The sequence below is a fragment of the Caulobacter sp. 05L422 genome (genome assembly GCF_056397765.1).
Map to the genome: position 1 here is coordinate 15217 of NZ_JBFTOB010000023.1, position 12398 is coordinate 27614.

Consider the following 12398-nt stretch of genomic DNA (forward strand, 5'->3'; position numbering starts at 1 on the left):
ATCAGTGCCCGCCCGGGCGCAGTTCGATCGTCGCGGTCTCGCGCGCCGCGCCGTGAACGGCGGTGAGCGCCAAGGTCTTCTCGTTCTTGGGCGCGCGCAGATAGGGATGCCAGACCCGGGCGACGACCGGACCGTCCGGCAGGCCGTGGACCACGGCCACGCCGTTGGCGTCGCTCTTGGCGGCGTAGGCGGTGTCGACCACCTTGATGAAGCCGACCATCTGGTCGTGGATGTTGCAGCCGATCGCCGCCGCGCCGACCGCCGGCATCTTGACCGAGCGGCTCTCTTCGCGGCCGTACAGCTTCAGCTCGAACCTGTTGCCGCCCGAGAACGAATAGACGTGGTGGCGCACCTTGTCGAAGTTGGGGAACGCCACCTCGGCCCCGACCGGCACGATCAGCACGAACGGCGTGAACTGGATGTTCTGCTGGGCGACCCGGTAGGGCCAGTCGAACTTGATGGGGCCCTTGGTGGGCTGGCCGTTCGGATAGACGGTGACGACCGCGTCCGCGACGGGTTTGCCGTCTGGCCCACGCACAGAGACCGTGAGGTCCGCGGCCTGGGCGGATCCCGCGCACAGTGCAACCACGAAGAGTATCGGTGCGACCTTCATGATGTCTGCTTAGCCTTGGCGCCGTGAAGTCCCAGTTAACAGCCGTCGAACGGTGTTCCAGGCCAAGAGCTGCGACAATTTGACGTACACAAGGTTCCGTAAAGTCTTGCGCCGCATGGTGTTGCTCGAAACCGCTTGGGGGCGTCATGCGATCGAGACTTATGGTGACAGCGGCGAGCGCGATGACGCTGGCGCTGAGCGCTGGCGCGACCTGTGCGGCCGAAGCAGAGCCCGGCGGCAAGCTCTTGCTGACCGGCGGCGTCAGCGCCCTCGAGGGCGGGGCCGGCGGCGGCCTGGCGACCTGGGCTCTGATCGGCGGCAACGAGACCTCGCGCGGCGTCGGCGGCTCGGTCCACGCCACCTATGTGAACGTGCCCGACTACGAACTGCGCTCGGCCGGCGTCACGCTGGGCCTGTTCGACCGGGTCGAGCTGTCGCTGGCCCGCCAGGAATTCGACACCGGCGCGACCGGCGCCAAGCTGGGTCTGGGCAAGGGCTTCACCTTCAAGCAGGACATCGCCGGGGTGAAGGTCCGCCTGCTCGGCGACGCGGTCTACGACCAGGACAGCTGGCTGCCGCAGGTCGCGGTCGGCGCCCAGATCAAGCAGAACAACCAGGACGCCATCATCCACGCCGTCGGCGGCCAGGACGACATGGGCGTCGACTACTACGCGGCGGCGACCAAGCTGCTGCTCGACAAGAGCTTGGTGGTGAGCGGCGCGGTGCGCCTGACCAAGGCCAACCAGACGGGCCTGCTGGGGTTCGGCGGCGACAAGAACGGCGACTACAGCACGCAGTTCGAGGGCTCGGCCGGGTGGCTGGTCTCCAGGCGCCTGCTGGTCGGGGCCGAGTACCGGACCAAGCCCGACAACCTCGGCTTCGCCAAGGAAGACGACTGGGCCGACGTCTTCGTGGCCTATGCGGTCAACAAGACCCTGTCGGTGACCGCAGCCTATGCGGACCTGGGCGACATCGCCACCTTCAAGAACCAGCGGGGCCTCTACGTCTCGCTGCAGGCCGGCTTCTAGGGATCATGACCATGCGCTTCACCGCCCTGGCCGCCACGGCCGCTTCCCTGATCCTGGCGGGCGCCGCCTCGGCCCAGACCGTCCCGCCCGGCGAGCAGCCGGTCGATCCCTACGTCCAGTCCAACGCCAACGCCGGCGCGACGCCGATGAAGGACGACGGCGTGTTCAAGGCCTTCCACGGCAAGGAAGGGCTGGTCCGGATCACCAGCGACCTGGTCGACCGCAACATCGCCGACCCGAGGATCAAGGACATCTTCGCCACCGCCGACGTCGTCCGGCTGAAGCGGACCCTGGCCGAGCAGTTCTGCTACATCCTGGCGGGGCCCGCGTCGGAGGGCGGCTGCGACTATACCGGCAAGGACATGAGCGCCACCCACAAGGACCAGGGGATCACGCCGCGCGACTTCAACGCCCTGGTCGAGAACCTGCAATGGGCGATGGACAAGGAAGGCGTGGCCTTCACCGCCCAGAACAAGCTGCTGGCCAAGCTGGCGCCGATGAGCCGCCAGGCGATCGAGCGGAAGTAGGGTGCGAGAAAAAGGGCCGGCGGAGCGATCCGCCGGCCCTTTCCTTTTTAGCCCGCCGGGCCCTTCTCGAAGTACTTGAAGAAGGCGCTGTCGGGCGAGAGCACCAGGGTGGTGTCGCCCTGGCCCAGCGACTTCTCGTAGGCCGACATCGAGCGGTAGAACGAGGCGAAGCCCGGGTCGCGGCCGTAGCTCTCGGCGAACAGCTGGGCGCGCTGGGCGTCGGCGTCGCCGCGGATCTTCTCGGCTTCCTCATAGGCGGTGGCGACGATCTCGCGGCGCTTCTGCTCGCCGATGGCCCGCAGTTCGGCGGCCTCCTGCTTGCGGGCCGTCTGCATGCGTTCGAACACCGCCTGCTCGTTGGTGGGCGGCAGGTCGGCGCGCTTGATGCGCACGTCGATGATCTGGACGCCCAGGTTGGACGCGGCCACCTGCTTGGCGACGCGATCGCGGATGGCGGCCATCACCTGGGCGCGCTTGCCGGCGATCACCTCTTCCGAGGTCGAGCGGCCGATCTCCTCGCGCAGGGCGGCGTTGACGATGCGGTCCAGGCGGTCGGCGGCGACGGTTTCCTGGCCCAGGGTGCGGTAGAACTGGCGCGGATCGGTGATGCGGTAGCGGACGAAGGCGTCGACCACCAGGCGTTCCTGGTCGGCGGCGGTGACTTCTTCCGGCTGGGCGTTCTTCATCTCGATGTTGCGGTTGTCGAACCGGATGACGGTGTCGAACGGGCTCTTCACGTGAAGGCCGGGCGTGGTCACGACGCGGACGGGATCGCCCAGGCGGACGAGTAGGGCCTTTTGCTTCTGGTCCACCTGGAACAGGGTGAAGTTGGCCAGGATCAGCAGGAACAGGGCGCCGACCCCGGTGGCGACGACGGAGGGGGAGAGACGGTTCATCGGACGGTCCCCTCGGCGGCGGCGGTGCTGGCGGCGGCGGAATTCCTGGGTCGGAAAGCGTCGGGCGGCAGGATCACCGGGGCGGTGGCGCCCTTGTTGTCGATGATCACCTTGTTCGACTTCTCCAGCACGCGCTGCATGGTCTCGATGTACAGGCGCTCGCGCGTGACGGCGGGGGCCAGCTTGTACTGGGTGTAGACCTGGTTGAAGCGGTCGGCGTCGCCGGCTGCTTCGCGCACGACCTGCTCGCGATAGCCCAGCGCGGCCTGGCGGATCTGGGCGGCCTCGCCCCGGGCGTTGTTGGCGGCGGATTCGGCGTTCTGGGCGGCGCGCTGCACGTCGCGATAGGCTTCCAGCACCGGGGCCGGGGTGGTGGCGGCCTGGATGTTGACGCTCTGGATCGACACCCCGACGTCGTAGCGGTCCAGGATGCGCTGCATCAGCTGCTCGGTCTGGTCCTGCACCTGGCCGCGGCCGGTGGTCAGGATCGGGGTGAGGGCGGTGCGGCCGACCACTTCGCGCATGGCGCTCTCGGCCACGTCCTTGATCACGGTGTCGGGCTCGCGGACGTTGAAGACGTACTTCGCCGCGTCCGAGACCTTCCACTGCACGGTGAAGCTCAGGTCGACGATGTTCTCGTCGCCCGTCAGCATCAGGCGCTCGTCCGACAGGGGCTGGCTGACGGTGCCGCCGATGTCGAGGGTCTGGATCGAGGTGAAGGGCACCAACTCGGCGTGCTCGACCGGCCAGGGCACGTGGTAGCGCAGGCCCGGCTCGGCGGTGCGGCTATAGGCGCCGAACGTAGTGACGACCGCCTGCTCCTTGGGCTGGACCACGTAGCAGCCGGAGATCCCCCACAGCGCCAGGAGGCCCAGGGCCGAACCGGCGATCGCGCGGGAGCGGCCAGGACCGCCGAAGGTCTGGCGCATCCGGTCGGACAGGCGCTCCAGCAGCGCGTTGACGTCGAGGGGCGGCGGCGGATCGCCCGATCCCCTCGGGCCGCCGCCCGGACGCGGCTCGTCGCCCCGGGATCGATCTGCGTCCTTCTTGCCGTCGTTCGGCGGCGGAGATCCCCAAGGTCCGGGGCCTGCGTTGTCGTTCCAGGGCATGGGCGGTCTGGTCTTCCCGTCACAGCAAATGGCGGGGTTGTAAAACCACCCCCGCACGCGGATATGAAAGCCCCCGCAGAACAAGGCAAGACAAACCCGTGACCGCAGCTTCCCCCGCCACCCTCGACGACGCCCGCGCGGCGCTGGATCTGATCGTCGATCCGGTCTCCGGCGAGGGGCTGGTCGCGGCCGGTCTGGTGCAGGGGCTGGTCGTTCGCGCCGGTCGCGCCGGCTTCATGCTGGAGGTCCCGGCCTCTCAGGCGGCGACCTACGCGCCCGTTCGCGACGCCGCCGAGAAGGTGCTGGCGGGCCTGGCGGGCGTCGACGTCGCCCAAGTCGTGCTGACCGCCCAGGCGGCCGAGGGCGCGACCCGGGTGCGCAAGGGCGCCAAGGTCTCGGAAGACAAGCAAGCCAAGCTGGTCCCGCCGCCGGAGGCCGAGAAGCCGGCCCATGTGAAGCACGTGATCGCCGTGGCCTCGGGCAAGGGCGGGGTGGGCAAGTCCACCGTGGCCACCAACCTGGCCTGCGCCTTCGCCGCTCAGGGTCTGCGGGTGGGCCTGCTGGACGCCGACGTCTACGGCCCCTCGGCGCCGCGCATGATGGGGATCGACGGCGAGCCCAGCTTCGAGGACGGCAAGCTGCAGCCGCTGGAAGCTCACGGCATCAAGCTGATGTCGATCGGTTTCCTGGTCGACGAGGGCAAGGCGATGATCTGGCGAGGGCCGATGGCCTCGTCGGCCGTGCGCCAGATGATCCACGACGTGGCCTGGGGCTCGGAAGCCGCGCCGCTGGACGTGCTGGTCGTCGACCTGCCGCCGGGCACCGGCGACATCCAGCTGACCCTGGTCCAGAAGCTGCGGATCGACGGGGTGGTGCTGGTCAGCACCCCGCAGGAGATCGCCCTGATCGACGCGCGCCGCGCCGCGGCGATGTTCGGCAAGACCGCCACCCCGATCCTGGGCCTGATCGAGAACATGGCCTTCTTCGCCGACCCGGCGACCGGCGCTCCGATTCCGATCTTCGGGTCCGGCGGCGGCGTGGCCGAGGCCAAGACCCTGGGCGTGCCGGTGCTGGCCCAGGTCCCGATCGAGATCGCCGTGCGCGAGGCCGGCGACGCGGGGACGCCGGTGGTGCTGCGCGCGCCGGAGAGCGCGTCGGCGAAGGCGTTCGTCGGGGCGGCGAAGATGTTGTGGGATGGGGTGAAGGGCTAGGCGGAGCGGGACGCCCCTCAAAGGCCCTCCCCCTGGGGGGGAGGCGATCGCGCAGCGATCGGTGGGGGGAGTTTTAGGGTCGTAGATGCAGGTCTTATCGTCCGATCACTCCCCCCTCCGTCGGCTTCGCCGACACCTCCCCCACAGGGGGAGGACCTAAGACTCCACAAGACCAAAGAAAAAGGCCGCCCGGGTCACCCCGGACGGCCTCGTTCATTCAGCTCGCGTCGAAGCCTAGAAGCTCCAGCGCAGGCCCGTCGACAGGACCACGGCCGAGCCGCCGACGTCGCCCTGCAGGTTCAGGTTCGTCGCCGCCGCGGTGCCGGCGTAGATCGTTTCGGTGCGGTTGATCTTGGTGTCGTCGAAGTTGATGTACGACACCGCCGCGTCCCACTGGATGCTGTCGGTCGCCTGCCAGGTCGAGCCGATCGCGTACAGCATGCGGTCGCCGTCCGGCACGCGGGCCGTGCGGCCGACGTCCGGGGTCGGGGTCGGGTCGAACTGCACGCCGGCCCGCAGGGTCAGCTTGTCGTTGACCACGTGGTCCACGCCGACGGCGTAGGTCGTGGTGTCCTTGTAGTTCTGCTCGCTGATCTGGGTGCGGCCCGGATAGTTGACGACGATCTCGTCGAACTCGCCCCAGCCGATGCGCGAGACCGAGGCGTTCAGCGTGGTCTTGTCGCTGACCTGCCAGCGGGCGCCCAGGTTGGCCATCCACGGGGTGGTGATGTTGGCCACGCCGTCGGTGCTGACGTTCTGACCGGCCAGCGGGCCGAGCAGGCCCGAGATCACGACCTTGCCGTCCAGGTCGTGCTTGATCTTCGAACGGTAGGACGCGCCGATCGTCAGGGTCGGCGTGGCGTGGAACTGGGCGCCGACGTTCCAGCCGTAGTCCCAGTTGCCTTCGCCCTTCAGCGAGGACGAGCCGTCGGGCAGCAGCGGCGACAGGTTCGGCAGGGCCGAGCTCAGTTCGGCGTCGGTGTACTGGGCCGAAACGCCCACGCCGACGTCGAACATGTCGTTGATGCGGTAGGCGACGACGCCGTTGACGTCGACGGTGAACAGGTTCGACTTCAGCGCGTCGTAGCGGGTCCAGCTGTTGCTGTTGTAGTCGGTGGTGAAGTTATAGGGCGCGGCGACGGACAGGCCGACGGCCAGCTTGTCGGTGACGCGGAAGGCGCCGGCGAAGTTGGGGACAATGCCGTTGTTGATCGGACCGCCGGCGATGCGGTCGCCGCCGACCGGGGTGGTCAGGCCGACCGGGGGGATCGGACGGGTCAGGGTCGAGCCGCGGTCGTTGACCTGGGAGTCGACCTGGACGAGGTGCACGCCGCCGTAGATCTCGTTCTTGTCGAGACCGGCGATCGAGGCGGGGTTCCACCACAGGCTGGCGGCGCCGCGGTCGGCGACTTCGCCCGAATAGGCGCGGCCGGCGCCGCGCACCGATTGTTCCTGGAGGTAGAACGCCGCGGCCGAGGCCTGCGAGGCGGCCAGCAGGGCGGCGAGCGCCACGCCTGCGGCGAGGGAGGTACGCGAAAGAGACATGAGAGACGACCTTCTGGGGAGGAAGCTCCGACGCCTTTGCTGGCGCCGGTTGCCGTCGCTCTAACGCATTCAGTCAAAAACCGTTGCTATTTATTCGTAAAACGGTGAATTTTGTACCACATGTCAAAGAACACTGAGCGTTGGACCCGCTCTGTATTTCGATGTTCTGTCAGTAATGCTTGAGGGTTGCCTAAAAATGGCGCGAACCAGCTGACGTAAGGGAAATCTACGCTAGCCTTGTTCGCGCCACAATTCAGTATCTTTCGGCGATAGACTTATCCGCCTGCCAACTTGCGGAAGAACTTCGCGCCCTGTTCTCCGCCGTTGAAGTAGGCCTTCTGGTCCGGCTCGGCGGTGATCTGTTCCCAGTTGTCGCGGACTTCCTCGGCCGACAGACCGCCTTCGCCCAGATAGACGCCCTCGGTCTCGAAGATCCGCGACAGGGCGAAGGCCCCGGCGCCGGCGGTCAGGATGGCGCCGGTCGGGGCGTCTTCCGAGACCAGATAGACCACGCCGGGGGTCACATATTCCGGCTTCAGCTTCTCCAGCACTTCCGGCGGCATCAGGCCCTCGGTCATGCGGGTGGCGGCCACCGGGCTGATGGCGTTGATCTTGACGTTGTTCTTGGCGCCTTCCAGCTTCAGCGTGTTCATCAGGCCCAGCACCGCCATCTTGGCCGCGCCGTAGTTGGACTGGCCGAAGTTGCCGTACATGCCCGAGGACGAGGTGGTGACGACGATGCGGCCGTAGTTCTGGGCCTTCATGATGTCCCACACGGCCTTGATCGGCTTGAAGGTGCCGAACACGTGGACCTGGATCACGGCCTCGAAGTCGGCCAGCTCCATCTTGGTCAGGGTGCGGTCGCGCAGGATGCCGGCGTTGGCGATCAGGATGTCGATCCGGCCCCACTTCTCCATGGTCGTCTTGACCAGGTCGGCGACGCCGGCGTCATCGGTCACCGAGGCGCCGTGGGCGATGGCTTCGCCGCCCAGGGCCTCGATCTCCTTGACCACGTCGAGCGCCGCCTGGGACGAGCCGCCCGAGCCGTCGACGCTGCCGCCGAGATCATTGATGACTAGCTTGGCCCCGCGCCGCGCCAGCTCCAGCGCATGCTGCCGGCCCAGACCGCCGCCGGCCCCCGTGACGATCGCCACCTGACCGTCGAACCGGATATCGTCCGCCATGCTCTCATCTCCCTCAAACGCGTGTTTGGTTTGGCGCGTTTGTGCGGCGCGGGAGAGGGGGCGTCAAGATGGAGCCTCTTCCCCCTCTGGGGGAGGAGGTCGCGCAGCGACCGGAGGGGGCAAGTACTAGATGCAGAGCGGCGAACACTTGCCCCCTCCGCGCCTGCGGCGCTCCTCCCCCAAAGGGGTAAGAGGGCGCCCTACGCCTTCTTGCCTTACGCCTTCTTCTTGTCGCCGCCCGCCACCGGGGGCTTGGGCTGGTCGCGCTTCACGCCGGCCTTCTGGCCGGGTTTCATGAACTTCACCAGCACGCGCTGGCCGACCAGCAGCGGGGCGCCGTTGGCGCTGACCACCACCTCGACGACGCGGTCATCGCTACGCTGGCTGGGATCATCCGAGGCCAGCTTGCGCGCCCCGAACACCGCGGCGCGCCGAAGGACCTTGCCGACGAAGGTCTTGTTCGGGTCGCTTTCCGGCTGGATCTCGACCTCTTGGCCGATGGCCACGTTCGGCAGGTCGGCCTCGACGATCTCGGCGCGGACGATGCGGTCGGTGCGCGGCTCCAGATCGAACATCGGGGTGACGTTCAGGGTCGAGGCGCCGGCCCCAGGGTTGGCGTAGCGGCGGGCGATGCGGCCGTCGGCCGGGGCGCGGATGATCGTCAGTTCCTGGTTGTAACGGGCCTGGGCCAGCTGGGCGGTGGAGACCTGGATGGCGGCCTGCTGGGCGGCGATGTTGGCGTTGGCCGTGGAAATCTGGTCCTGAGCGGCGTCCAGCCGCTGGCCGGCCACGAAGTTGGAGGTCGACAGGGTCTGCAGACGCTTGAACTCGCGCTGACCGGTGCGCAGCTGCACCTGGTACAGGGCCAGTTGGGCGCGGGCCGAGGTCAGGCTGGCCGAGGCGGTGTCGGCGGCCAGGCGGGCGTCGTCGTCCTCCTGCTTGGCCAGAGCCTGGCCGGCGACGACGTCCTGGCCTTCCTGCACCATGACATCGCGGACGATGCCTTGGCGGCGGGCGGCGATCTGGATGATCCCGCCCTCGATATCGGCCTTGCCGTTGGCGATGGCCGCATAGGGACTGGGTTCTTGCTGGGCGGCGGCGATCTCGAGCTTCTTCTTCTTTTCCGCCCCTTGGGCCTTCAGGAAGAAGAAGCCGCCGACCACGACGGCGATGACCACGACAAATATCCAGAATGACTTACGGCGCAGAAACGCGGGCATGGACAGTTTCCCCAGAAATCAGTGGCTGAGCGGCGTGGGATTGGCGTCGGGCGTTCTACGCACGTCGTCCAGGATCCGGCCGTCTTCGATGTGGATGACGCGGTCGGCATAGGCTTCGAGCCGCGGGTCGTGGGTGACGCAGATGACCGCCGCGCCTCGCTCGGTCGCGGCGCGGCGCAGCAGCCCGATGACGATCTGGCCGCTTTTCCCGTCAAGAGCGGAGGTCGGCTCGTCCGCGAAGATCAGGTTGGGGTTCTTGGCCAGGGCGCGGGCGATAGCCACGCGTTGCTTCTCGCCGCCCGACAGCTCCGACGGACGTTGGTTGACGCGCGGACCCAGTCCCACCTCCTCCAGCGCCGCCTGGGCGCGGCGCGTGGCCTCGCCAGGGGGGACGCCCTGGTACTTCAGCGCGGTCATCACCTGCTGCTTGGCGGTGAGGGCGGGGAACAGGTTGAAGCCCTGGAAGATGAAGCCGCAATGGTCGAGGCGGAACTTGTCGATCTTGCCCGGGGGCAGTTTCCACAGGTCCTTGGCCTCGAGCGCTGAGACGATGCCCGCGTCGGGGCGCAATAGGCCCGACAGGGCCGCCACCAGGGTCGACTTGCCCGAGCCGGAAGGACCCATGACCATGGTCACGTCGCCGTGCTTGGCGTCGAAGTCCACGCCCTTGAGCACCTCGATGTACTGCTCGCGTCCGGTCTTGAAGCGCTTGACCAGGCCGGTCGCCGTCAGGGCGCTTTCGCCGTGGGTGAAAGCGCTCATGGTCTTCATCGAAACGGGAGCGTTCATCGCAGCAGGTCCGCGGGTTGGCTTTTCTTGAGAATGCCGAGCGACAGCAGGCCCGACAGCACCGCGATCAACAGCAGGAAGACGGCGATGGCCGCGACCAGGGGCGGCGAGAACGCCATCGGCAGGCCGCCGAGGCCGGCCAGCATCGCGACCAGCCAGGTGAACACCCCGGCCATCAGGATGCCGGCGATCCCGACCCAGAAGCTGAGCTCCATCACGATGCCGCGCAGGTCGCTCATTGAGACGCCCAGGGCCCGCAGCGACGCGAACTCCTTGATGTTGGCCATGATGGCCCCGCGCAGGGTCTGCCAGGTGATCGCCATGCCGATGATCGCGCCCATGATCAGGGCGAAGATCAGGATGATGCTGATGAAGCTTTCCTTGAACATCGAATTGGAGTTGGCGTCGGCCAGTTCGTGACGGGTCCAGGCGCGGAATTTGCCGTCCGCCTTGGCGTTCAGCTGGGCGGCGACGACGTTTGCGCGCGAGGGGTCGCTGATCTTGACCATCAAGGGACCGACCCTCGGGCCGGTGTCGGCTTCACCCAGCATCCGCAGGGTATCGCGCGACATGACGATCGTCGCCTGCATCATGTTCGGATAGCCGGTGGTGACGGCCGCGACGGTGACCGTCTTGCCGTTGTACAGGGCCTTGTCGCCCTTCTTGACGCCCAGTCGGGCCAAGGCCGTCTGGTCGACGGCGATGGCGTAAGGCTGACGCAGGGCCTCGATCAGGCTGTCGCTATAGTCGGTCGGTACGGTGACGAAACCCGGCACGGCGTCGATGATCGTCACCTGGACGAACTCGGTCTTGCGGCCCTTCGGCTTGTCGCCCGGCCCGGTCTTGCCGTCATCGGGCACGATATTCTGGAAGCGTCCGCCCGAGCCGTCGAGCGGCGCGACCTGCAGCACTTCGGGATGGCTGTAGATCAGCGGGATCAGGCGCCGCGGCACGCCGTTCGGGCCGCCGTTGATCAAGGCTGTCGCGCCAGGGCTCAGGATCATGATGTCGGCGCGGGCGCGGTCGATCTGGGCGGTGAACGCCTGGAAGATGCCCATGAACATGCCGAGGAAGGCCAGCACCAGCAGGCCCGAGAAGGCAAGGGCGACCACCGCCGCCATGTATCGACGCCACTCGTACAACAGTGTGGCCAAGGCCAACGACATGCTCGGTACGCTCCCCAAATCTAGGGTTGCAGCAATGCCCGGCGAACTTCAAGCGGCCAAGTTAAATCGGGGTAAGGCGGGAAACGCACGCCGCGGAAGCGGCGCCTTGCATGTTCTGACGGCGCGGGATCGCCTCCGCGCCGCCAGGTGAAGCTTCCCGATCCTCTCCCGGCGTATCGATGGGCCGAGACATTGTAGCAGAGTTGTAACGACTTGAAATAAGGCATGTTTTTCGCATTTGGCTGACCGCGTCGAGCCTCGGCGCGGGCGCGCGGCGCAGGGACCGGCGCTCCTTCCTCGAAGGAGAGACAGATGACCATCTCCAGCGTCGGGTCCTCTTCGCTTCTGCAGCAGTTGCTGCAGGCGAGGGCGACCAACTCGACCCAGACCGCCGCGGATTCGACCGCGAGCGATCCGTTCGCCTCGGTCGGGCAAAACATGCCGTCGGGCGGCAAGAACGATCCGCCGCCGCCGATGCAGGGCTGGTCCTCGTCCGGCCAGGGTTTCAGCACCGATACATTGGCGTCGCTGCTGAGCACCCAGCAGACCGACCAGAGCGATCGCGCCGCCTCGATGTTCGCCGACGCCGACGCGGACGGCGACGGCGCGGTGACCAGCGACGAACTGGCCACGGCCATGGCGGCCCACGCCCCGGCGGACCTGCCGTCCGACGCGCCCAGCGCCACGGACATGGCGTCCAGCATGCTGTCGAGCGGCGACTCCGACGGCGACGGTTCGCTGTCGCTCAGCGAGTTCCAGGCCATGAAGCCGGCCCAAGGTGGAATGGGCGGCCCGCATGGAGCAGGCGGCCCGCCGCCCGGTCCGCCGCCCAGCGGGGGCTCGGAAGACGGCGGCAGCGCCTCGACCGACCCCGCGGACCTGAACGGCGACGGCGTGGTTTCGGCCGCCGAACTGGCCCAGACCCTGACCTCGGCGGCCGACCAGCTGGGATCGGACGTCTCCAGCGACGCCTCAGATCTGATGCAGAAGCTGCTCAGCCAACTGGCCAACAGTCTGGCCAGTTCGACGACCTCCAGCACGTCCTCGGTCGACGTCGCGGCGTGAACCGTTTCGGGTGAAGGGTCGCGCGGGGGTCGGGCAGATCGCTCG

General features: G+C 67.8%; 12 protein-coding genes. 4 read left to right on the forward strand and 8 right to left on the reverse strand.

What is annotated here, in order from left to right; genetic code table 11:
- Position 1: 1 nt before the first annotated feature.
- Positions 2 to 538, reverse strand: a complete 537-nt coding sequence (locus AC1DMQ_RS20195; protein ID WP_477035344.1) for a cupredoxin domain-containing protein — start codon at positions 536 to 538, stop codon at positions 2 to 4.
- A gap of 257 nt (positions 539 to 795) precedes the next feature.
- On the opposite strand from AC1DMQ_RS20195, the gene AC1DMQ_RS20200 reads away from it, so the two are divergent.
- Together AC1DMQ_RS20200 and AC1DMQ_RS20205 are read left to right on the forward strand one after the other, a co-directional pair.
- Positions 796 to 1641 carry a DUF3034 family protein gene (locus AC1DMQ_RS20200; RefSeq protein ID WP_477035345.1) on the forward strand — a complete coding sequence of 282 codons (846 nt, stop codon included), beginning with the start codon at positions 796 to 798 and terminating at the stop codon, positions 1639 to 1641.
- Between the two features lie 11 nt (positions 1642 to 1652).
- Entirely contained in the window at positions 1653 to 2168 is a 516-nt protein-coding gene (locus AC1DMQ_RS20205) for a group I truncated hemoglobin (protein WP_477035346.1), read from the forward strand.
- 47 nt (positions 2169 to 2215) lie between these two features.
- On the opposite strand, the gene hflC is transcribed toward AC1DMQ_RS20205, so the two are convergent.
- Complete coding sequence (hflC, locus tag AC1DMQ_RS20210) at positions 2216 to 3064, reverse strand: protease modulator HflC (protein ID WP_477035347.1); 849 nt, start codon at positions 3062 to 3064, stop codon at positions 2216 to 2218.
- Complete coding sequence (gene hflK, locus AC1DMQ_RS20215; RefSeq protein ID WP_477035348.1) at positions 3061 to 4173, reverse strand: FtsH protease activity modulator HflK; 1113 nt, start codon at positions 4171 to 4173, stop codon at positions 3061 to 3063. The genes hflC and hflK overlap by 4 nt, the downstream gene beginning before the upstream one ends.
- Positions 4174 to 4271: 98 nt before the next feature.
- On the opposite strand from hflK, the gene AC1DMQ_RS20220 reads away from it, so the two are divergent.
- Positions 4272 to 5384: an Mrp/NBP35 family ATP-binding protein gene (locus AC1DMQ_RS20220; protein ID WP_477035349.1), complete on the forward strand. Its 1113-nt coding sequence runs from the start codon at positions 4272 to 4274 to the stop codon at positions 5382 to 5384.
- Between the two features lie 234 nt (positions 5385 to 5618).
- Here the strand turns inward: AC1DMQ_RS20220 and AC1DMQ_RS20225 are convergent, their stop codons facing one another.
- The 5 genes from AC1DMQ_RS20225 to AC1DMQ_RS20245 form a co-directional block, all read right to left on the reverse strand.
- Positions 5619 to 6929 carry an outer membrane protein transport protein gene (locus AC1DMQ_RS20225; RefSeq protein WP_477035350.1) on the reverse strand — a complete coding sequence of 437 codons (1311 nt, stop codon included), beginning with the start codon at positions 6927 to 6929 and terminating at the stop codon, positions 5619 to 5621.
- 275 nt (positions 6930 to 7204) lie between these two features.
- Positions 7205 to 8113, reverse strand: coding sequence for an SDR family NAD(P)-dependent oxidoreductase (locus AC1DMQ_RS20230; protein ID WP_477035351.1), 909 nt, complete (start codon positions 8111 to 8113; stop codon positions 7205 to 7207).
- Between the two features lie 215 nt (positions 8114 to 8328).
- Complete coding sequence (locus AC1DMQ_RS20235) at positions 8329 to 9333, reverse strand: HlyD family secretion protein (protein ID WP_477035352.1); 1005 nt, start codon at positions 9331 to 9333, stop codon at positions 8329 to 8331.
- Between the two features lie 18 nt (positions 9334 to 9351).
- Positions 9352 to 10104: an ABC transporter ATP-binding protein gene (locus AC1DMQ_RS20240; RefSeq protein WP_477035447.1), complete on the reverse strand. Its 753-nt coding sequence runs from the start codon at positions 10102 to 10104 to the stop codon at positions 9352 to 9354.
- A 14-nt stretch (positions 10105 to 10118) separates the two neighbouring features.
- Entirely contained in the window at positions 10119 to 11288 is a 1170-nt protein-coding gene (locus AC1DMQ_RS20245; RefSeq protein WP_477035353.1) for an ABC transporter permease, read from the reverse strand.
- Between the two features lie 312 nt (positions 11289 to 11600).
- Between AC1DMQ_RS20245 and AC1DMQ_RS20250 the strand changes: the two genes are divergently transcribed.
- Entirely contained in the window at positions 11601 to 12353 is a 753-nt protein-coding gene (locus AC1DMQ_RS20250) for a calcium-binding protein (protein WP_477035354.1), read from the forward strand.
- Positions 12354 to 12398 lie beyond the last annotated feature (45 nt).

Bases quoted from the DNA above. Each gene is read 5' to 3' on its own strand.
- AC1DMQ_RS20205 (WP_477035346.1), top strand. From the start codon at position 1,653: ATGCGCTTCACCGCCCTGGCCGCCACGGCCGCTTCCCTGATCCTGGCG.
- hflC (WP_477035347.1), bottom strand. From the start codon at position 3,064: ATGAACCGTCTCTCCCCCTCCGTCGTCGCCACCGGGGTCGGCGCCCTG.
- AC1DMQ_RS20245 (WP_477035353.1), bottom strand. From the start codon at position 11,288: ATGTCGTTGGCCTTGGCCACACTGTTGTACGAGTGGCGTCGATACATG.
- AC1DMQ_RS20235 (WP_477035352.1), bottom strand. From the start codon at position 9,333: ATGCCCGCGTTTCTGCGCCGTAAGTCATTCTGGATATTTGTCGTGGTC.
- AC1DMQ_RS20225 (WP_477035350.1), bottom strand. From the start codon at position 6,929: ATGTCTCTTTCGCGTACCTCCCTCGCCGCAGGCGTGGCGCTCGCCGCC.
- hflK (WP_477035348.1), bottom strand. From the start codon at position 4,173: ATGCCCTGGAACGACAACGCAGGCCCCGGACCTTGGGGATCTCCGCCG.
- AC1DMQ_RS20200 (WP_477035345.1), top strand. From the start codon at position 796: ATGACGCTGGCGCTGAGCGCTGGCGCGACCTGTGCGGCCGAAGCAGAG.
- AC1DMQ_RS20240 (WP_477035447.1), bottom strand. From the start codon at position 10,104: ATGAAGACCATGAGCGCTTTCACCCACGGCGAAAGCGCCCTGACGGCG.
- AC1DMQ_RS20230 (WP_477035351.1), bottom strand. From the start codon at position 8,113: ATGGCGGACGATATCCGGTTCGACGGTCAGGTGGCGATCGTCACGGGG.
- AC1DMQ_RS20250 (WP_477035354.1), top strand. From the start codon at position 11,601: ATGACCATCTCCAGCGTCGGGTCCTCTTCGCTTCTGCAGCAGTTGCTG.